At 56.0% G+C, this 20652-nt stretch carries 18 protein-coding genes, 1 other RNA gene and 1 riboswitch; of the genes, 4 read left to right on the top strand and 15 right to left on the bottom strand.

The genetic code is table 11. From position 1 onward, the window contains the following. Nucleotides 1-143: 143 nt before the first annotated feature. The 7 genes from ssrS to C7459_RS23420 all read right to left on the bottom strand — a co-directional run bounded on the left by ssrS (nucleotide 144) and on the right by C7459_RS23420 (nucleotide 8592). Nucleotides 144-329: non-coding RNA, 6S RNA (ssrS, locus tag C7459_RS16080), on the bottom strand. Nucleotides 330-403: 74 nt separating this feature from the next. Further along, the gene (gene aspS, locus C7459_RS16075) at nucleotides 404-2227 is read right to left on the bottom strand and encodes an aspartate--tRNA ligase (RefSeq protein WP_109690311.1); all 1824 of its coding nucleotides are present in this window, start codon (nucleotides 2225-2227) and stop codon (nucleotides 404-406) included. 21 nt (nucleotides 2228-2248) lie between these two features. Further along, nucleotides 2249-3496 carry a histidine--tRNA ligase gene (gene hisS, locus C7459_RS16070; RefSeq protein WP_109690310.1) on the bottom strand — a complete coding sequence of 416 codons (1248 nt, stop codon included), beginning with the start codon at nucleotides 3494-3496 and terminating at the stop codon, nucleotides 2249-2251. 337 nt (nucleotides 3497-3833) lie between these two features. Continuing rightward, nucleotides 3834-5138, bottom strand: coding sequence for an MFS transporter (locus tag C7459_RS16065; protein WP_109690309.1), 1305 nt, complete (start codon nucleotides 5136-5138; stop codon nucleotides 3834-3836). 21 nt (nucleotides 5139-5159) lie between these two features. Then, complete coding sequence (locus tag C7459_RS16060) at nucleotides 5160-6743, bottom strand: putative polysaccharide biosynthesis protein (protein WP_109690308.1); 1584 nt, start codon at nucleotides 6741-6743, stop codon at nucleotides 5160-5162. 100 nt (nucleotides 6744-6843) lie between these two features. Continuing rightward, nucleotides 6844-8367 (bottom strand): coproporphyrinogen dehydrogenase HemZ, encoded by a 1524-nt coding sequence (hemZ, locus tag C7459_RS16055; RefSeq protein WP_109690307.1) that lies wholly within the window; start codon nucleotides 8365-8367, stop codon nucleotides 6844-6846. Nucleotides 8368-8418: 51 nt separating this feature from the next. Then, complete coding sequence (locus C7459_RS23420) at nucleotides 8419-8592, bottom strand: hypothetical protein (protein ID WP_170119504.1); 174 nt, start codon at nucleotides 8590-8592, stop codon at nucleotides 8419-8421. 155 nt (nucleotides 8593-8747) lie between these two features. Here C7459_RS23420 and C7459_RS16050 point away from each other — a divergent pair, with 155 nt between their 5' ends. After that, the gene (locus tag C7459_RS16050; protein ID WP_109690306.1) at nucleotides 8748-10286 is read left to right on the top strand and encodes an N-acetylmuramoyl-L-alanine amidase family protein; all 1539 of its coding nucleotides are present in this window, start codon (nucleotides 8748-8750) and stop codon (nucleotides 10284-10286) included. Nucleotides 10287-10349: 63 nt separating this feature from the next. Here C7459_RS16050 and codY read toward each other — a convergent pair whose 3' ends face one another. Beyond that, complete coding sequence (codY, locus tag C7459_RS16045; protein WP_109690305.1) at nucleotides 10350-11129, bottom strand: GTP-sensing pleiotropic transcriptional regulator CodY; 780 nt, start codon at nucleotides 11127-11129, stop codon at nucleotides 10350-10352. 464 nt (nucleotides 11130-11593) lie between these two features. Here codY and C7459_RS16040 point away from each other — a divergent pair, with 464 nt between their 5' ends. Together C7459_RS16040 and C7459_RS16035 are read left to right on the top strand one after the other, a co-directional pair. Then, nucleotides 11594-12328 carry a CPBP family intramembrane glutamic endopeptidase gene (locus C7459_RS16040; RefSeq protein WP_245884583.1) on the top strand — a complete coding sequence of 245 codons (735 nt, stop codon included), beginning with the start codon at nucleotides 11594-11596 and terminating at the stop codon, nucleotides 12326-12328. Nucleotides 12329-12379: 51 nt separating this feature from the next. After that, on the top strand, nucleotides 12380-12958 hold the full coding sequence (locus C7459_RS16035; protein ID WP_109690303.1) for a hypothetical protein: 579 nt from the start codon (nucleotides 12380-12382) through the stop codon (nucleotides 12956-12958). 91 nt (nucleotides 12959-13049) lie between these two features. On the opposite strand, the gene selD is transcribed toward C7459_RS16035, so the two are convergent. The 3 genes from selD to C7459_RS16020 form a co-directional block, all read right to left on the bottom strand. Further along, nucleotides 13050-14102: a selenide, water dikinase SelD gene (selD, locus tag C7459_RS16030; protein WP_425450729.1), complete on the bottom strand. Its 1053-nt coding sequence runs from the start codon at nucleotides 14100-14102 to the stop codon at nucleotides 13050-13052. Nucleotides 14103-14109: 7 nt separating this feature from the next. Then, on the bottom strand, nucleotides 14110-15513 hold the full coding sequence (gene selA, locus C7459_RS16025; RefSeq protein ID WP_109690302.1) for an L-seryl-tRNA(Sec) selenium transferase: 1404 nt from the start codon (nucleotides 15511-15513) through the stop codon (nucleotides 14110-14112). Nucleotides 15514-15814: 301 nt separating this feature from the next. After that, nucleotides 15815-16591, bottom strand: coding sequence for a hypothetical protein (locus C7459_RS16020; RefSeq protein ID WP_109690301.1), 777 nt, complete (start codon nucleotides 16589-16591; stop codon nucleotides 15815-15817). A 128-nt stretch (nucleotides 16592-16719) separates the two neighbouring features. Here C7459_RS16020 and C7459_RS16015 point away from each other — a divergent pair, with 128 nt between their 5' ends. Continuing rightward, on the top strand, nucleotides 16720-18006 hold the full coding sequence (locus C7459_RS16015) for a glutamate-1-semialdehyde 2,1-aminomutase (protein WP_109690300.1): 1287 nt from the start codon (nucleotides 16720-16722) through the stop codon (nucleotides 18004-18006). 104 nt (nucleotides 18007-18110) lie between these two features. Here C7459_RS16015 and trxA read toward each other — a convergent pair whose 3' ends face one another. The 4 genes from trxA to yunB all read right to left on the bottom strand — a co-directional run bounded on the left by trxA (nucleotide 18111) and on the right by yunB (nucleotide 20355). Then, nucleotides 18111-18437: a thioredoxin gene (gene trxA / locus C7459_RS16010; protein ID WP_109690299.1), complete on the bottom strand. Its 327-nt coding sequence runs from the start codon at nucleotides 18435-18437 to the stop codon at nucleotides 18111-18113. Nucleotides 18438-18466: 29 nt separating this feature from the next. Further along, nucleotides 18467-18700: a NifU family protein gene (locus C7459_RS16005; RefSeq protein ID WP_109690298.1), complete on the bottom strand. Its 234-nt coding sequence runs from the start codon at nucleotides 18698-18700 to the stop codon at nucleotides 18467-18469. 147 nt (nucleotides 18701-18847) lie between these two features. Then, a complete protein-coding gene (locus C7459_RS16000) occupies nucleotides 18848-19495 on the bottom strand; it encodes an HD domain-containing protein (protein ID WP_109690297.1) in 648 nt (215 codons plus the stop codon). Nucleotides 19496-19626: 131 nt separating this feature from the next. Further along, nucleotides 19627-20355 (bottom strand): sporulation protein YunB, encoded by a 729-nt coding sequence (gene yunB / locus C7459_RS15995; RefSeq protein ID WP_170119503.1) that lies wholly within the window; start codon nucleotides 20353-20355, stop codon nucleotides 19627-19629. A 116-nt stretch (nucleotides 20356-20471) separates the two neighbouring features. Further along, nucleotides 20472-20570, top strand: a riboswitch (SAM riboswitch). The last annotated feature ends 82 nt before the right edge of the window (nucleotides 20571-20652 follow it).

Below are 20652 nucleotides of genomic sequence, written 5' to 3'. Positions count from 1 at the left end.
CTCGTTTCAAGAACATTAATTATCCCAGAATCTATAGTATCACAAATTTTCTGCGAGATTGTAATTTTTTCGTCAAATTTGTCGGAACACGAAAAAACCCGACGCTCGTTTCCGAGAATCGGGTTTGTGGATGACAGCCGTTATAAAACCCCGCACCGCCGTGTTACCAACGTTTTGAACCTGCTCGCGCAGGTGGGTGGTCTGCTCTGGCCTCTGTGGTTCCGCCATGGGTCTTGCCCAGCGGCCGCCACTCTTCCGTACGACGGGGACCTCCCGAAACTAAACTGTTGGATCAAAACATACAGCAATCACCAACATAGAAGGGTTTTGCAAGGTGCTGTTGCGAATTTGTCTTGCTTTTATCGTACTGGAATTGCGAGAAAATTCAAATAGTACGTAAGCCCTATTTTGTAACTGGGTCGTTGGTCTCGACAATCGCCTTGCCTTGACGGGCGATGTGCAGGGTTTCCAACTGGAAGTCGGTGACCGGGGACGGGGCAGCCGTCATGATGTCGGACGCCGACGAAGTTTTCGGGAACGCGATGGTGTCGCGCAGGGATTGACGGTGCTCCATGATCATGATCAGACGGTCGAGGCCAAACGCGATGCCGCCATGCGGCGGAGTGCCGTACTCGAACGCTTCGAGCAGGAAGCCGAATTGTTCCCACGCCTCTTCCAGCGTGAAGCCCAGCGCTTTGAACATGCGCTCTTGCACTTCACGGTTGTAGATCCGCATCGAGCCGCCGCCGATCTCGAAGCCATTGAGCGCCAAGTCGTAGGCTTGGGCACGGACGGACGCTGGATCGGTTTCCAGCAGATGCAGGTCTTCTACCATCGGCATCGTGAACGGATGGTGCGCGGCTACGTAACGGCCCGACTCTTCATCATGCTCCAACAGCGGGAACTCGGTGACCCAGAGGAATTTAAACTCCGACTCGTTGATCAAGTTCAGTTCGCGACCCAGTTTCGAGCGCAGGCTACCCAGAGAATCAGCGACGACTTTTTTGCTGTCCGCTACGAACAGAATCAGGTCGCCCTTGGTCGCTCCAACGGTGGTGATCAGCGCTTGCAACTCTTCTTCGGAGAAGAACTTCGCGATCGGGGATTTTACGGCTTCTTCTTGGAGTGCCATCCAGGCCAGACCCTTCGCGCCATAGCGTTTCGCGAACGCTTCGAGCTCGTCGATCTGCTTGCGCGAATAGCTCGCACAACCCGGTGCGACGATCGCTTTGACTTGACCGCCTGCTTCCACCGCTGCGTTGAACACTTTGAAGCCGCAACCGCGAACTTGTTCGGACAGGTCTTTCAGTTCCAGTTCGAAGCGGATGTCCGGCTTGTCGGAGCCGTAACGAGCCATCGCTTCCGCATAGGTCATGCGCGGGAACGGGCTCGGGATCTCCACGTCCATCACTTTTTTAAACAGGCCGGTCATCATCGCTTCGATCATCTCGTGGAATTTGTCCAACGGGATGAACGATTGCTCGATGTCGAGCTGGGTGAATTCTGGTTGACGGTCTGCGCGCAAGTCTTCGTCGCGGAAGCAACGTGCGACTTGGTAGTAGCGCTCAAAACCCGACACCATCAGCAATTGCTTGAACAATTGCGGGGATTGCGGCAATGCGTAGAACTCGCCTGGATGTACGCGAGACGGCACGAGGTAGTCGCGCGCGCCTTCTGGGGTCGACTTGGTCAGCATCGGCGTCTCAACTTCGAGGAAGCCATTGTCGTCGAGGTAGTCGCGGAAGTACTTGACGGTCTTGGAACGAGTGATGAAGATTTTCTGCATCTCCGGACGGCGCAGGTCGAGGTAACGGTACTTGAGGCGCAGGTTTTCATCCACTTCGATGTTGTCTTGGATAAAGAACGGTGAGGTCTTGGCCGCATTCAGGATCTCCACCGCTTCGACTTTAACTTCGATCTCGCCGGTGGCGATCTTGTTGTTGATCGCTTTCTCATCGCGAGCGGCGACAGTGCCCTGCACGGCGATGACGTACTCGGTGCGCAGTTTGTCACCCAGCGCCATCAGCGCTGCATCACTGTGCGTTGGTTCAAAAACCGCTTGCACGTAGCCCGAACGGTCGCGCAGGTCGATGAAGATCAGGCCGCCGAGGTCGCGACGGCGTTGAACCCAGCCTGTCAACGTGATTTTCTGCCCTACTTGTTCCTTGCGCAGTTCGCCTGCGTTGTGCGTGCGAAACAACGTCTGTCCTTGAAAATGCTCGCTCATTTCTGTTCCTCCCCTGGTCTCTTACAGCTTCTGTTGGAGCTTTTCTACAAGTTCGCTGAGCGGTACGGAAACCTGCTCGCCTGTTTCCATGTTCTTCACGTTGGCGATGCCTGCCGCTAACTCGTCGTCACCTAACAACACGACTTGGCGCGCCTTGAGGCGGTCGGCCGCTTTCATCTGCGCCTTCATGCTCTTGCCGAGATAGTCCTTATCTGCGACGAGGCCCGTGGTCCGCAGTTCTTGGAGCAGGGTTACGCTGCGCTTTTGAGCCGCTTCACCCAGTGCGACCAGGAACACATCGATGCCTGTTTCGAGCGGCACTTGCACCGCTTGGTTTTGCAAGGCGATCAGCACGCGCTCAATCCCGACGGCAAAGCCGATGCCCGACAGATCCGGGCCGCCGAGCTGTTGAACCATACCGTTGTAGCGACCACCGCCAGACAGCGTAGAGCCCGACTCGATGAATTCAAACGCCGTCTGCGTGTAGTAATCGAGGCCGCGCACCATGCGTGGGTTGACTTTGTAGTCGACGCCAAACGAATCGAGATACTCGCGCACTTGTGCAAAATGCGTGGTGTCCTCCTCCGTCAAGTGGTCGAGCATGAACGGCGGATTGACGATCAGTTGCTTGCAGGCATCGACTTTGCAATCGAGGATGCGCATCGGATTGCGGTCGTAACGGCTCTGGCAATCCTTGCAGAGCTGATCCTTGACCGGCGCGAGGTGTTCACGCAGGACGTTGCGGTAGACTTCGCGCGACTCCGGCGACCCAACCGAGTTGATCTCCAGCGTGATGTTTTTCAGCCCCAGTTCGGTGAAAAACGTCATCGCCAGCGCGATGATCTCCGCATCGACGCTCGGATCATTGACGCCGATCACCTCTGCGCCGAATTGGTGGAACTGGCGGTAGCGACCTGCTTGCGGACGTTCATAGCGGAACATCGGGCCGATGTAGAACAGTTTGGTCGGCTGCGGCTGTGCGTGCATTTTGTTTTCGACAAACGCACGGACCGCTGATGCGGTGCCTTCTGGACGCAGGGTCAGCGAGCGCTCCCCACGATCTTGGAAGCTGTACATTTCCTTCTCCACGATATCGGTCGTCTCCCCGACACCTCGTGTGAACAGTTCGGTGTGTTCAAAAATCGGGGTGCGAATCTCCGAGACATTGAAACGGCGGCAGACATCGCGAGCCGTGCGTTCAATCCATTGCCACTTTTCCACATCGCCAGGGAGAATGTCATTCACCCCGCGCGGACGATTGGTCAACATGAGTAGATAAACCTCCTTCGAGTAACGAAAAAAAGCTCTCGTCACTAGCGACAATGCGCTAGGGACGAGAGCTTTGAGTTCCCGTGGTACCACCCTACTTGAAACGACAACGAAACAGTCGCTTCCTCTTTGGCCGGTTAACGCCCGGTAACGCCCAACCGCTACACACATCTCCCGTTACAGAGACGGTTCGCAGTGAGTCCTCGGAGATGTCTTTCTCGAAGTGGCGTAGAGAGACACTTGCAGCCAAGTGGTGTCTCCTCTCTGGCAACGCATTGCTTCGGTACTTTTTCCCGTCAACAGATCACGACGCATTGAAATTGATTTACATGTAATATTACTCAGACAAAGTTTGTCTGTCAAGCACATTCTGCCCATTTCCGCGCAATTTTATCAGCGCAACCAGCCCAAGCAGCAACAAAAGTCCGCCCGCACTGGAAAAACAGACTCCGATCGTCGCGAATCCAAGCACCGTGCCGCCGAGCGCAACCCCTACCGATTCCGAACCAAACGAAGCGGTCGCCCAGACGCTCTGACACGCGGACATGCGGTGCATCGGCATCGTCTGCTGGATCAGCGTCGTCACCGGGATGTCGGTCAAAAAATGCGCGAACCCCGTCGCGCCGACCACCAGACAGGCCATCCATAGCGTTGGGGCAAAAGACAGCAGGAACAGCATCGCGCCATAGCAGAGCCAGCCTACACCCACCAACTGCAGGATTGTGAACTGTCGGGCGAGCCTGCGCATCGAGGCGGCCGACATGAACATGCCAACCGAGAAGCAGGCCATCAGCACCCCGTATTCGTCGCCTTCTCCCTGCAAGACAACACCTGCAAGCAGCGGGAGTCCGACCTTGATCAGCCCCGTAGAGATCACCAATCCGAGCGACGAGATGAGAATCGCGTAAAACACCATGCGCTGGTTGTAGACTTCCCGGAAGGCAGATCCAATTTCCCGGAAAATAGAGCCAGACATGCGAACCGACCGCTGTTCAGAATCCCGCGATTTTTGTAGGCGACCTGGGGCTGCGACCTTGTCACGCCCTGTACCGCTCGCGGTCGAGGGCGTTTTTCCAAAGGCATAGACCGTGAGCATCGAGAGGAAGAAACTCATGGCGTTCACCCAGAGCACCAGCCCCCCCTGCGCTTGGGCCATCAGCACGCCACCGAGCACCATCCCGCCGATTTTGCAGATGCGCTTAGCCCCTTCGCTGAGCGAGTTGGCGAGCAACAACTGTTCACGCTTGAGCATCGCCGGGTACAACGCCCGCATCGCGGGATGAAAAAACGCCCGGGCCGTCGTCAGCACGACCGCCGCTGCGCAGACTTCTGCAAGCGTCAAACTCCCATACGCGTATCGCACCGCTAGATACACGACGGCTACACCCCGCACCAGATCGGACACCAGCATCGTCAGCCGTCGGTCCCAGCGATCCACAAACGCCCCTGCCAACAAGCCGCAGATCAGAAACGGTACACTCTGACAAAAGGCCAACCACCCTAGCGCACTGGCGCTCCCCGTCATGCGGTAGACCAACCAGACGATGCCGACCTCATAGATCGCATCCCCTAGTTGTGACAACACCTGCCCAGAAAAAAGCAAGGAGTAGCCGCGATGCCGTAACAACTCCCGATACGTCACAACGACCCCTCCCTGTGTCGTTTATCTGACAAACTTTTTCACGACCGGCATCCGCTTCATCTCTTCGCGGGTGATGCCTTTGATCAGCACCATCACGGCAAAAAACACCGCCGCCCCCACCGCGCCACTGACCAAGACCAACGCGAGGTTGGCGAAGCGCTCATACGGAATGATCAGCTCAAATGGGATTTTCGTGATGATCCAGACGACGATGCCCATCACGATCGAAGCGAGTACAGGCTTGCCAAAAATGTCGTTGAACGCGAGCGGAATTCCCCCGATCTTCTGCACGGAGCGGAAGTTCAAGATCGAGGACAGCAGGTAGCCGGCGACACTCGCGACCGCCGCGCCAAAAATCCCATAGAACGGCACCAGCGCAAAGTTCAACACCAATTTCAACCCCAACCCGGCAAACATGTAACGAATCGGCAAGTACATATGCCCGAGCGCTTGTAGCACATACGCCGTCACCAGTTCAAACGACGAGAAGATCGCCATCAACGAAACCATCGCAATCGTGTCTGCACCCGCGGTGTCTTTGAACATCATGATGTCGATCGGACCTGCCAGCAACAGGATGCCCGCCGCCATCGGAAAGGAAAAGAAACTGGTCAGACGGTACGACATCAACACGCGCTCGTTGCGCAGCTGCGTGTTTTTTTCCGCGATCGCTTGTGTGATCGCCGGCATCAACGAGAGTCCGATCGCCGTCGCCAGCGACAACGGCATCGCGATTAAACGCAGCGCACGCCCTGTGAAGATCCCGAACTCCGAATCGGCCATCGTCTGGGACATATCAAGACCCCACTTCAGCAAGTTCGTGATCGTGAAATTGTCGACGTTCTGCGAAAGTGGCAAGACCAGCGAAGACAGTGAAATCGGCAACGCGATCAGCGCGATCTTGCGAAAGACTTGCTTGTTGGTCAGTCCGGATTCCCTGGTGATTTTTTGCTTGTTCTCACGGCGCACCCGCACGACATGGCGGGCGAGGTACACGACGCTGCATGCCGCCCCCAACACGCCGGAGAAGGTCGCGATCGCCGCCGTCCAATTGCTTGATGCCTCGATCGTCACGGCGGTGTAGACCCCGACGAGGATGACCAGCACGCGCACCAACTGCTCCAACACCTGCGAATAGCCGGAGATCGCCATCTCTTGATGTCCTTGCAGATACCCGCGCATCGCCGCCAACAACGGGACAACCAGCAGGGCGAACGACAACGCACGAATCGCAGTCGATGCCGCATAGTTCCCGACGAAGATCGCAATCACCCCACCCAAGGCGAACATCACCAGCCACATGATCACCCCAGCGATCGTCATGTATCTGGCTCCCACGCGGTAGATCTGATCGGCCATCGCATAATCGCGCATCGTATTGCGCTCGGCGATCAATTTTGAAATCGCCAGCGGTATGCCCGCAGTCGTCACCGTCAAGATCACGACATAGATCGCATAGGCGTGCTGGTACAGAGCCAGCACGTAGTCTCCTGCCATGTTCTGAAAGGGAAGGATATAAACGACGCCCAAAATTTTCGAAAGTAAACCCGCCAAGGCGAGCGAAAAGGCTCCGGCGACCAGCCCTTTTTTTGCAGTTGAAGACATGTATAGGTTCCCCACTCACTGTACGATTAGATTTCCTAAATTCCAGTCTACCATATTCTCCTGCACCTAGTCCCGATGTTCACAAAAAAGCCCCACTCCGTCAGACGGAGCGTGGCTCTTTGATTTCTTCCGGGGCGAAAACTTCGCGCAGGGCGTTGAGCTTTTTCTCAATGACCTGCTCGACAGAATCGACATAGGCTTTGGGTTCCTTGGCGTTGTAGACGTGGCTGAGAAACTCGCCCTTGCGGTACAGTTTGGACGAAGCACCGCCACCGAGTCCGATGATCGTCTGGCGCTCCTCCATGATCGCGATGTTGTAGATCGAGTCCTTGCCAGGTTGCGCGTACCCGACGTTTTCCAAGTTGCCGAGGATGTCTTTTTGCCGATAGACATAGTAGGGATGATAGCCAAGTCCTCGCGCCCACTCCGCCGTCTCCGCCATCATCTGGCGCACGACGCGCGTGTGCGGGATCGTGTACTGGTCGCGTTCCTTGTTCACGACAGCAGTGCGTTTGAACGACATCGTGTGTACGGTGACCGAGTCTGGGTTCAGCGCTTCAATGCGCTGGCGGGTGTGGCGCACATCGTCGAGATCTTCGCCGGGCAGACCGAGGATCATGTCCATGTTGATGTTTTCAAATCCTGCTTCCTTCACGAGGTGGAACCGCTTGTCGACGATGTCCGGCGTGTGACCGCGACCGATCGTCTTTAGCGTTTCCGCTTTGAAGGTTTGCGGATTGACAGAGATGCGGTTGACCCCGTATCGGCGCATGACTTCTACACGCTCCGGTGTAATCGTGTCCGGACGCCCCGCTTCCACCGTGAACTCGCGCCACCGCTGTGAACCGGGGATGTGCGCGTAGATCCCTTTCATCACGCGCTCCAATTCTGGAGCTTTTAGCGAAGTCGGTGTGCCACCGCCCAGATAGACGGACGTGACCGGGATGTTGTACTCCTGCAAAAACGCGCCGATCGCCGCGAACTCCCGATCCAGCGCGTCGAGGAAGGACGGCGCATACGTTGCTTTGTCCTCCATCGAGTAGGCCGGGAACGTGCAGTAGGCACAATGTGTCGGGCAAAATGGGATGCCAACATAGATGCTGACTTCCTTGTCGATCTCGTAGAGATCGGGCATCGTGGCGAGTTGGGCGTCGACGATCTCCATCAACAGGTCGATGCGCTCCGCCGAGATCGCGTGTTCGTTGCGCAGGGTTTGGCGTATGTAGGCGTTGTCCCGGCCCTGTTCGCGCATGTTGTGCACAAGTTTCAGCGGACGCACGCCAAACAGGATGCCCCACGGTTGGTGCTCGCCGGTCAGTTGTTCCAACAGGTCGTGCAAGGCGCGCAGAACGGCCGGCTTGCCGCGTTTCATGCGCAGATTTGCACTGAGACCCGGTTCCAAGACTTTGGTAAAAAAGCTCGTGTAGCTCCGACCGTCGCGTCGATCGTGCAGCTCAGCCCGTGCTGTGACGGAGTTTGCTTCCTCCTCCGTCCACACTCGTATCAACAGCGCCGCATCCTCCTGTGCATCGAACGACACTTCGTCTTCTTCGAAGAACAGGTGGAGCAGGCGCTCCGTTTCCTTCTGGTAATTCGGGTTGCCAAGATCGATGGCGATCCGCATAAGGGCTTCACCTCCAGACACCAGTGTAACGGTCACAACGCTCTCCGTCTACTACCTTTGCAGCTTGGTGCGCAGCTGTTGCACTTCGCGGGAGGTCAGCGAGAACTCAGTGGCGAGTTCTACATCTTCGAGGTAGATCTGTTTTTGCAGGAAGTCGTGGAAGTCCACGTTGAGCAGCCTTTTGTTCATATAGGCGGACACTTGCTGGTGAATGGACTTACGCATGCAGAAGACCTCCTTGGGGGTGTGAGGGTGTCGCAATTCGTCTGCTTCTAGCCTTCCCTGTCGGATCGGAAAAAAACGGTGTCGAAGGGCAGGAATCCTGTTTTCAAGGGACGAATAGGGGTGGCAAAACACATGTCCAAGAGGAGGACCGCACCTTGAACCGGAAATCAATCCTCGTCGCCCTCGTCATCTGTTTCAGTCTGCTGTTCTCCGTGGTGGCGGTGGCCGCAGACAACGGTCGGTACGTGAAAGTAATCGCCTACGATGTGAACATTCGCGCAGGTGCCTCGACCGAAGATCCGGTGGTCGGGCATGCCGACTATGGTGACCAACTGACCGTCCTGACAGCGGAGAACGGCTGGTATCACGTGCAAGTTGAGAACGGCAAGACCGGTTGGATTCACGCCTCGCTCGTCAAAGAGGGCGGGCGATTCGCCACGTCCAACCCGACGATCAGCGTCGCGGAGGCGACGGTCGCGAGTTTGAATGTACGCGGTGGCGCGAGCACATCCTTCGAGGTCGTGACGACGATCCAACCGGGTACGCCCTACCCAGTGCTCCAACAGAGTGCGGATTGGGTACAGATCCGCCTGCCCGACGAACGGGTCGGCTGGGTGGCGAAGTCCTATGTAACGCTCAACGAAGCCAAAGCCAAACGCAACGCCCAAGCGGAGCAGGAGCGGGCGACCGTGTTGATCGACAGCTTGAATGTGCGAGCTGACCCTTCCCAGTCTGCCCCGATCCTCGGCACCCTCAAACAGGGCGATCTCGTCCAAGTCACACAGGAAGACAGCGCTTGGATGCAGATCGACTGGCAAGGGAGAAAAGCCTATGTGAAGGCGGAGTATTTGAAGCTGCCGGGCAAACCTCTACCTAGTACAGAGACTGTCCCAGGGCCCAAGACTTCTGACATAGGAAACCCGACGCTCACCCTGCAGGACACCACGAACATCCGCAGCGGCCCAGGGACGAACTTTGCGTTGCTGGAGACAGGTGCTGCGGGGTCCACCTACCCGGTGACCGGGAAGTCGGGCAAGTGGTTGGAGATCAACTTGGCCAACGGGCAGCGCGCTTGGGTCGCCGGTTGGCTACCGCAGGTCAACGGCGACATCACCCACTTGCCGGAGCGCGGGCAATCTCTGGACGGTGTGCTGCACGGCAAGACGATCGTGCTCGATGCTGGGCATGGCGGCTACGATGTCGGCGCGATCGGACGCTCGACCGGGGTTTACGAGAAAGACCTCACCCTTCCGCTCACCCGCTTGCTCGCCAACAAATTGACAGCGACAGGGGCACGGGTTGTGCTCACCCGCTCCGATGACCAGTTCATCTCGCTAGACGAGCGTGTACAGACATCGAAACAGGAGGCTTGTGATGCATTTGTCTCCCTGCATTACAACACCAACGCCGACCCCAACCTGTCGGGGACGATGACATTCTCGTACAACGAGACAGGACTAGACCGCGAACTCGCCTCGCGCATCCAAGACCAACTCGTCCAACACCTCGGACTGCCCGACCACGGCACACGATTTGGCGACTACTACGTCCTGCGCGAGAACCCGCAACCCGCTGTGTTGATCGAGACCGCCTTCCTCACCAACCAACGCGACGAGCAAAAAGCCAAAGACCCGCAGTTCCAAGACGCAGCTGCGGAGGCGATTTTTCAAGCGCTGGTCGAGACCCTGAAATAAAAAAAGAACCCGACCTCCTACGAGGTCGGGTTCTTTTTGCCTAACATGCGGTGAGCTGTTGATTTACTTGTCGAGCGCTGCGAGTTGGTCGAGGAACAGCGGGTTGAGGACTTTGATGTAGGTCCCCTTCATGCCAAGCGACCGTGACTCGATGACGCCAGCCGATTCCAGCTTGCGAATCGCGTTGACGATGACCGAACGGGTGATGCCAACGCGGTCTGCGATCTTGGAAGCGACGAGCAGACCTTCAGAACCTTCAAGTTCCTTAAAGATGTGCTGGATCGCTTCTTGCTCAGAGAAGGACAGGGATTCGAGCGCCATCATCACCATTGCACGTTGGCGAGCTTTCTCGTGAATCTCCTCTTGCTCAGAACGGATGATCTCCATGCCGACAACCGTTGCTCCGTACTCCGCGAGGATCAGGTCATCATCGCTGAATTCCTTGTTCAGACGGGCGAGGACGAGAGTGCCCAGACGGGTACCGCCGCCGACGATCGGGACGAGGGTGATGTTTTTCTTTTTGAACACTTCGTTTTCTTCTGGGCTGAAGACGTAGAACGGTTCCTTGTGTTCGACGTTTTTGGTCGTTTCCCCGAACTTCAACAAGTTCTCGTTGAACTCGCCTGGGAAGCGTTGATCAACCGTCATGATCTGGTTCCACTCCAAGGTCAGTTCGTACTCCGCAAGTCCGAAACCGAGGATCTTGCCGGTTTTGCCTACGACGTACACGTTGGAGTCAACCATATCGCTGAGGAGCTTGGCCAGCTCCATAAAGTCCACACCATTCGCCGCCGATTTTTGCAACAGTCGATTAAATCGTTGTATTTTTTCCAATAAAGCCATGGGGTCCACCTGCTATCTATGTTTTTTGATTAATTCTAACCTTGGGACAATCACATATAACATTATGCGAACTGCTACATGATTTCAAGCGAGCAAAAGCCAAATCTAGCAATTATCACAGAAATGTAACATAACCTTGACATTCTGTGTCCGTTCCTATTCACAATATAGACAGATCATCCCAGTTTCTATACGTGTCTACCCAGAAAAGACGGAAAATTCGCTTGGAACAATTCTGATAATTCAAGAACGGTCTTACTATAGCAAGATTTTAAGCGAATTGCAACCATGAAAAAAGCGATGCACCCGAAGGTCATCGCCCTTTTGAATGAATGGAGTGTTCATCCCCATTGTACTATGTCGTTCATAGCAAGTACTAGTATAGTTACATACTACTGGTCTGTCAACCAATTTTTATACAATTGTGCTACACTGTCCTCGAGGGGGAATGAGACTTGATTTCGGTGATTGAACTTATGAATTTCCATACAATCGTACTCCCCTTGGTGGGGGCTTACTATTTACTAACACGAATCAAACAGCTACCGACCACCCCGCTGTTGCTCGGGCTGGTGGTCTGGTTGACGACTTGGGTCCAGTGGGGTTCGATGTACGGAGCATTGCAAGGTTTGCTGTACGGGCTGGCGACCTTCGGAGCAGGGGTTGTAGGGGTTCGAGGGCCGTTGAGCATGCGCCAGTGGTGGGGGGCATCGGGAGGGGCCAATTGGCGACCGGGGTTGGTATTTTGGCGTAAAGTTGGGCTTGGGGTCGTGTTTGCAGCGGTTCAAGTAGGGCTCGGATTGCTGGTTGTATCGGTGGTGCAACTCCTGGGTGGTACACTTCCTGAGGAGTCTGTCCACGAGGTACTCGCGCGCAGCCCCTGGCCGTGGGCTGTACCTATCGCAGCTGGTCTGGCGGCGGGGATCTATGAAGAGCTGGTGTACAGACGGCTGGCCGATGTGTGGTTGCGACGGTGGATGCCAGGGTGGGGCGTTGCCTTGCTCTCCTCGCTGTTGTGGGCAGGCACGCATGTTGCGGGGGATGCCTCGTCTGGGTACGTGCGAATGGTCGAATTGGGGCTGCTGATCGGGCCCTTGTCCTATTGGTTTTACCGTCGGTATGGTTTGTTTCCATCGATCCTTGCTCATGGATTCTATAATTCGGTCGCCGTATTAATTAGTGAAACTTTCCTTGCTTGAATGAATAAAACGACTTACACTGTCCCCATCACCCCCAAAGGAGGACTCCCCATGAACACCACCACGCAAGAACAAATTCTGTCTCACCTTCACCAACTCTCCGAAGGTCAAGCACAACTATTCGCCGGGCAGAAGCAGCTGTTCGAGAACCAGCAGCGCTTCATGCAAAGCCTCCAACAACTCTCCGAAGGTCAAGCACAACTTTTCGTCGGGCAGGAACAGTTGTTCGAGAACCAGCAGCGCTTCATGCAAAGCCTCCAACAACTCTCCGAAGGTCAAGCACAACTTTTCGTCGGGCAGGAACAGTTGTTCGAGAACCAGCAGCGCTTCATGCAAAGCCTCCAACAACTCGCCCGCAACCAAGAACTGTTCCGCGCAGAAGTGAACCAACGCTTTCTCGAACAAGACCAGAAAATTGAAGCGATGGATCAAAAGTGGACCTTGCAGTTCTGCGAGTTGAATGGCAAGCTGGATGGTGCCCTCCTGCGTTTGGACAATGTGGAACAGGCTGTGCGTGAATTGCATGCTGAAGTTCGTGAGCAAGCACACCGGACAGACTTTGTCCTGCTCAAGTTCGAACAACTCCGCGAACACCTCAAGTCTTGGGTCCTCGACCCAAACAAGCACTAACGTCTCCTCCCCACGTCCCTTCTGACTCCCAACTGAAAAAAGGGACCTCTCCACAGAGCAGGTCCCTTTTTCCATCCATGAAGTTCGTGCTTTAGGGTCGAACCACAATCTTGCTCGGATGATCGTGCGTCACATCACCGACAACCGCAGCGTAGGCCAAACCCCGTTCCTGCATCTGGGCCACCATCGCATCTGCTTGGTCGGCCGGGATCGAGAACAACAATCCACCCGATGTAACCGCATCGCACAGGATGATTTTGGAATCCTCGTCCACACCTTCGAACGACACATCCCCTTGTACCCATTCCATGTTCCGCACGGTTCCGCCTGGGTAGATCTTTTGCTCCACGTATGCCCGTGTCTCTGGGAGCGTCGGTACTTGAGACACGTGCAACACAATCCCAACTCCCGCCCCGCGTGCCATCTCCAGCGCATGACCGGCCAGACCAAATCCCGTCACGTCGGTACACGCATGTACGGTGAATCCGTGCGCCACTTCCGCAGCCACTCTGTTCAACTCTGCCATCGTCTGCGTCACAAGTTCAATCGCTTCGGCCGAAGCCTTGCCCCGCTTGATCGCTGTGGTGACGATCCCCACGCCGATCGGCTTGGTCAACAGAAGTTTGTCACCCGGTTTCGCCCCGGCATTGGTCCAGACCTTCTGCGGATGCACGGTGCCAGTCACCGACATGCCGTACTTCGGATCTGTGTCGTCGATCGAGTGACCGCCGACGATGATCGCACCCGACTCGCGGACCTTGTCAGCACCGCCACGCAGGATGTCGGCGAGGATTTTTTTGTCCAGCTTGGAGATCGGGAACCCGACGATGTTCAAGACCGTCAACGGAACCCCACCCATCGCATAGACGTCAGACAGCGCATTGGCCGCCGCAATCGCGCCGAACATGTAGGGATCGTCCACAACAGGCGTGAAGAAATCCAATGTCTGCACCAGCGCGGTCTCTTCGTTTAATTTATAGACGCCCGCATCGTCCGAGGTGTCGATGCCGACAATCAAGTTTGCGTTCGGTACTGCATCCTTCGGTAGATGGCGCAAAACTTGCGCCAGGTCGGCTGGGCCGATTTTGCATCCTCAGCCAGCTTTTTCAGTCAGTAGGGTGAGCCGCACGCTTTCGCTCGGCAACACCGCATCACCCGAGTCGTTGGACGGCTTGACCGACGCTGGTGACGACAGTTTCGATTTCTCGTGGGAAGATTGTTCTGACATCGAAGTGCAAAGCCTCCTTTTGCAGGGTGGTCATGACAGGCATGTCCACATGTCTAAGTTGGTGTTCCAATTCATTGAGGGAGAAATGACGGCTTTTGACCGTCACGTGCCATGTCGGCAACTCCTCGGTCGGAAGCGATCCGCCCCCCACCTGTGACAAGCCCGCCTCCAAGCGTACATCAGCTCGTTCACCGAACACGTCGGCCAACCCTTGGTGCAAGCGTTGTGCATCCGTGTTCATCGTGGTCGGTGTGCGCAACAGCATCCAAATTGTCGGGACGTCGCGCTTGGCGATATCCTCATCGCGGTAAAGCATCAGTGTCGCTTCCAGCGCCGCCAATGTGAACTTGTCCACACGAAGAGCGCGTGTAAGCTGATTTTTCTTGAGTCTTTTTACATATTCCTGCTTGCCGACAATGATTCCTGCCTGTGCCGCGCCGAGCAATTTATCACCACTAAATGAAACGATGTCCACACCCGCCCGCACACTCTCGCCAACCGTCGGTTCATCCCCAATTCCATAGCTGCGCAAATCGATCAACGAGCCGCTGCCAAGATCTTCATAGACCGGGACGTTGCGGGCGTGTGCGAGGGCGACGAGGTCTGCCAGTTCCGGCTGATGCGTGAATCCGACGACGCGGAAGTTGCTGGTATGTACTTTTAGGATCAACCCGGTCTCGTCATCGATGGCGCGTTCATAATCGTAGCCGTGCGTTTTGTTGGTCGTGCCAACTTCTACGAGGTGCGCGCCGCTCGCTCGCATCACTTCGGAGACGCGGAACGATCCGCCGATCTCCACGAGTTGCCCACGCGAGATGACCACGCTCTTGCCCTTAGCCATCTCGCTGAGCACGAGGAGGACGGCGGCTGCATTGTTGTTGACGACGAGGGCTGCCTCCGCCCCTGTCAGTTCGCAGATCAAGCGCTCGACATGGTCGTAGCGCGAACCGCGTTCGCCTGTAGCGAGGTTGAGTTCGAGGTTGGTGTAGCCCCGTGCAGTGCGATCGATGGCGCGGACGGCAACATCTGGCAACGGCGCACGACCCAAGTTGGTATGTAGGACGACGCCGGTGGCGTTGATCACCGGGCGATAATGCGGCTGAAATTGTGCCTGCACGCGTTGTGCAACCTGTCCCGCCAGCACCTCTGGCTGGAGGTCTGCTTCGCAACCCGCTCCTGCAACGATCGCGGTGCGGAGGTCACCAATCACCTCACCCGCCATGCGCGAGACGAAGCGGTGTGAGTACTGCTCGATTAACTCCCGGCAGACCGGGTGGTCGAGCAGTCGATGCACAGCGGGTAGCCTGCGCAGTAGATCCATTCCCATAACGGCAAACACTCCTTACTTCTGTACCGCTCCCACCCTCTATTCTAGCAAAAAAACTGCCACCGCAATCGGTGACAGTTCAAAAAGGGGGACGGGTAGGTGTTGGGGGACTCGACATCTATGATCAACGCAGCCAAAAATTGGCCACGGGGATTCCTGAGATTCGTTCCGTCAGGCAACCTGTTTCGTTCAACCCTGTCGTATCGTTACGTAACAAGACGTAAATCGCCCATTATGATCGCAAAGGAAACTACACGCGCAAACACTGCCTCATCACATATCGATCCTGTGACAGACGCACTCAATCGTCGTGCTTCTTGCTTTTGCCCTTCTCCATTTGTTTCTCCTGGCCTTTGTGCTTGCCGTTGTCATGCTTGCCTTCGTCCGTGGGACTTTTGCCTTTGGACTCGATCTTGCGTCCGTCTTTCATCTCGATATCGAGGGTCTGGATCACACTGAGCACCTTCGGATCGAGTTGGACTTGCTTGCCTTGAAGCGTGGCGGTCAGCGCGTCTTGGAGCTGGTAGCCGGTGAGCAATTGATTCATGATCTGCATGGCCTGCTCACCTTGCACCTCAATTTTGCGACCCTCGAGTTCGCCTTCGAGCTTGAATTTGCCGTCAGACTGCGTAAACTCGACTTTCAACTTGCCTTGCGTCGTATTGGTCTCAAACGCCATGTCCTTGACCTGATTGATTTGGAAATTGCTCGCGACCCCTGCAGGCGGGGTTGCCGCTGTGGAAGCTGCCGGTGCCGTCTGCACCACAAACGGATTGTTCGCATCCAGCGTCGCTTGGTCAACCGAACTTGCGGTGGACGTCGGGGTTGCCGTCGTGTTGGAGGAAGCACTTGCCGCTGTCGGCACCGGAGCTGGAGCGGGTTTCGCGCCCCCCAGCAGGGCTGCTTCCTCCGCGCTGAGCGGTTGCGAGCTGACGACCTGTGAGGATACATTGCTCGCAAGGGTCGCGCCTTCTGCCGCTTCGGTGGTCGTGCCACCTGTCATCGCGTAGCCCGCACTGCCGACAATAACCAGCAGGGGGGCTGCGATCCATACAACTTTTTTCCACGATGCCTTCATCTGTCGTTCCTCCGTTTCACTTCGCGTCTAGTGCTTATAGATTTCGAAGCTTCGATTTCAGGAATGACGGTCGTGGTGATTTTTTGGTACGATAGAGGCTGGCAACCTCACGAAAGGTGGAACCTACATTGAATAGAGACACATCCACACACCTGTACGAACAAGCCCAACAAGTCATCGTCGGCGGCGTCAACTCCCCGTCCCGCTCGTTTAAAGCGGTCGGCGGTGGCGCGCCCGTGTTTATGGCACGCGGCGAAGGCGCACATTTCTATGATGTTGACGGGAATCGATATCTCGACTACCTCGCCGCATACGGCCCGCTGATTCACGGTCACGGCAACCCGCACATCGCCCAAGCGATTGCCCAAGCCGCAACATCGGGCGTGCTATTCGGCACACCGACCAAACTGGAAATCGACTTCGCGACGATGCTTCGCGATGCCATTCCTTCCTTAGAAAAAGTCCGCTTCGTCAACTCCGGCACCGAAGCGGTGATGACGACGATCCGCGTCGCTCGCGCCTACACCGGTCGCAACAAGATCATGAAATTCGCTGGCTGCTACCACGGTCACTCTGACCTCGTGCTGGTCGCAGCAGGCTCGGGCCCGTCCACGCTCGGCATCCCGGACTCGGCGGGCATTCCGCAAGCGATCGCCAACGACATGATCACGATCCCGTTCAACGACCTCGGTGCCTTCGAAACCGCGTTGCAAAAATGGGGTGCGGAGACGGCGGCCATCCTTGTCGAACCGATCGTCGGCAATTTTGGCATCGTCCGCCCAGAACCAGGCTTCCTCGAAGGCGTCAACGAACTGGCGCACCGCTATGGCGCGTTGGTCATCTACGACGAAGTGATCACCGCGTTCCGCTTCCATTACGGTGGCGCACAGGACTTGCTCGGCGTCACGCCCGACATGACAGCACTTGGCAAGATCATCGGCGGGGGTCTTCCGATCGGTGCCTACGGTGGTCGCCAAGATATTATGGAAAAAGTCGCACCGCTCGGCCCCGCCTACCAAGCGGGCACGATGGCGGGCAACCCCGCATCGATTGCGGCGGGGATCGCCTGCCTGCAAGAACTGCAACATGCAGGCACCTACGAACGCCTAGATGAGTACGGAGGTCTGCTGGCTGAAGCGCTCCTGCAAGCGGCAGAACGTCACGGTCATCAAGTGACACTCAACCGTGTCGGCGGTGCCTTTGCCCTGTATTTCCTCGACCATGAAGTTCGCAACTACGACGATGCCCAAGCGGCGGATGGCGAGAAATTCGCCCGCTTCTTCCACCTCCTGCTCGACGAAGGCGTCCTGCTCGCCCCGTCCAAGTACGAGGCTTGGTTTGTCTCCACGGCACACACCCGCGCAGACATCGACGAGACGATCGCGATCATCAACCGCGTGTTTGCCAAACTCTAGATGATGCAAAAAACCCTTCACCGCATCCAGCGGCAGAAGGGTTTTTCACAATCCATTTTATAAAAAAAAGACCCCGACTGCATGCGGTCGAGGTCTTTTTCTCATTAGATGACGTCAGCGAGCTTGTCGAGCAGTTGTTGCTTGTTTTGGTAGCCAACAAGGGTTTTCACGACTTCGCCGTTTTTGAAGACGAGCAGAGTCGGGATCGACATGACGCCGAACTTTTGAGCGGTTGCCGGGTTTTCGTCAACATTGAGTTTGCCGATGGTCAGCTTCTCAGAGACTTCGCCAGACAGATCGTCAAGAACCGGTGCGAGCATTTTGCACGGGCCGCACCAAGCTGCCCAGAAGTCCACCAGTACCGGCTTATCGCCTTGGATGGATTCTTCGAAGTTTGCGTCGGTTACAGTTACGATTGCTTCAGATGCCATTGTGTTTCCCTCCCAAGGTAAAGTGTGGCTTAAACAGCCACGACTTCTTTGATTTCCGGTACAGCTGCGCGAACGGTGCGCTCAATGCCCATTTTAAGTGTCATGGTGCTCATCGGGCAGCCACCACATGCACCTGTCATACGGATCGAAGCGATACCGGTTTCGCCATCAACTTCCACCAGTTCAGCGTCACCGCCATCGGATTGCAAACCCGGGCGAATTTTGTCCAAAGCTTCTTGTACGCGTGCGCGAAGATCGTCCATCATGTATTCCTCCAGTCGTCGCATTCATAGGATAAACGCTCATACAGAACTAGTATAAGCGGTAATGCCTAAGGCCATTCAGTGAAAGCCTTCAACATATTGTATTTGTAGTATAGAAAAAATGGAATCAAACGTCTGTGACTTCCGTTACATCTGTCCAGCCCATTCTTCGTGGAAGCGTTTCAGAAACTCCTCCATATAACGGTGACGCTCAGCGGCGATGCGCTTCGCAGACTCCGTATTCATCAAATCTTTGAGCAAAAACAGTTTCTCGTGGAAGTGGTTGACGGCCGTGCTTTTGCCCTTGCGATAGTCCTGTGCTGTCAAGTCTGTTCGCGGCGGCAAGTCCGGGTCGTAACTCAACTGACCCTTGGCCCCCGAATAAGCAAACGTGCGTGCGATCCCCAGTGCACCGATCGCATCGAGGCGGTCCGCATCTTGGACGATACGGCCTTCGAGCGTGCGCACCGGGGGCTGGTTACCTCCTTTGAAAGACATCGTGGTGATGATGTCGAGGAGGTGTGCGCGGATGTCCGCATCGAGGGGGTGCTCATCGAGCCAATTCGTGAGTTTTTTCATCCCAGCCTCTGGGCTGTCGTTGAGCTTCTCATCCGGGATGTCGTGCAGGAGCGCCGCCAATTGGCAGACAAATACATCCGCGCCCTCTTCGCGCGCGATCACCTCGGCCATCCGCCGCACGCGCTCGATGTGCCAGACATCATGTCCGCTGCTGTCGCCTGCGAGTTCCTGACGCACGAACGCCTCCGCTTGTTGCAAAATCCAGTCACGTTCCATAAAAAATGCTCGCCTCCCGTTGCCATCGTAGCAAAACAGAGCCACCGCTTCAAGGCGAGCACTTCCCAACTACTCATGCCCAAAAGTTTGGACAGCCCCACGCCAGCAACTCGTCCCTCTCGTGTAACGGCCTACTCCGCTTGTTTCTCCGGCTCATTCAGATTCGGCAATTGCACCGGTGGCATCGCCCCGCCAGTGCTCGCCCCCACCGCATCGCCCTTGGCATTGAACACCATCTGCGGTACATCACCGACCAGAACGAGGTACGCAATCGGCACTCTCGTGTGAATCTGGCTCGGCTTTGAGGAAAATGGAATCACGATCGTCTCCTGAACGGTGATGTCCAGGTACAACACATGCACCGACTGGTTGATTCCTGCCTCCTTGGTCTCATAGCCGACTTCAGACTTCACCATCGAGATCGGGCGGATCTCCACCGGAATGCTCGGGCCGATCGAAGCGAGAATCGAACTCTCGTAGACCAGACCGAGGGGCAGCGAGATGGTATCGCCTTTCAATTGTTTGATGTCTGCTTGAATGTAATCGGTCACCTTCGCCTGCAGGCGCGTCGCTTCCTGCATGTTAAAGTAGCCTGCGCTGATCTTGCCGTTGGGACCTTCGCGAAAGTTCATCAGCAGGTTGTAATTTGCTTCATCGGCGATTTTTTTGGAGATGGCATCATTGATCGTCTGCACCACGTGTTGCTTGGCGTATTGCTCCGCGGCCAAGATCAGGTGCGGTCGCATCGACGTTTCATAATAATAGACCGTCTGCACGGTGGAGAACACGATCATGACCAAGATTAGAAACAGGGTGAGCCGCCAGTTCAGCCGCTTGCGCCTGCCCACCTTCATCGCCATCGGACGTCCCCCCTCTCTCCTCCCCAGTGTATGTCCTGAGCGGGGATGGTAGAAGATTGACAAAAGTCCTTCGCGGGTGGTACTGTGAATGAGAATTACGAATTGCATATGAATTTCTCTTATCCAGAGAGGTGGAGGGACTGGCCCCGCGAAACCTCGGCAACCGATTAATCAGGTGCTAATTCCAGCAAAGCGCAAGCTTTGGAAGATAAGAGAGCGGTAACGTTCTTACACGACCTCTGCCCTCTTCTTGTCTTTCTGACAGGAGAGGGCTTTTTGTATATCCCCCACCCACAC

It is taken from the genome of Tumebacillus permanentifrigoris (assembly GCF_003148565.1).
In the GTDB taxonomy this organism is placed as follows: Bacteria; Bacillota; Bacilli; order Tumebacillales; family Tumebacillaceae; genus Tumebacillus; species Tumebacillus permanentifrigoris.
This window is presented reverse-complemented; position numbering and strand designations above follow the sequence as displayed.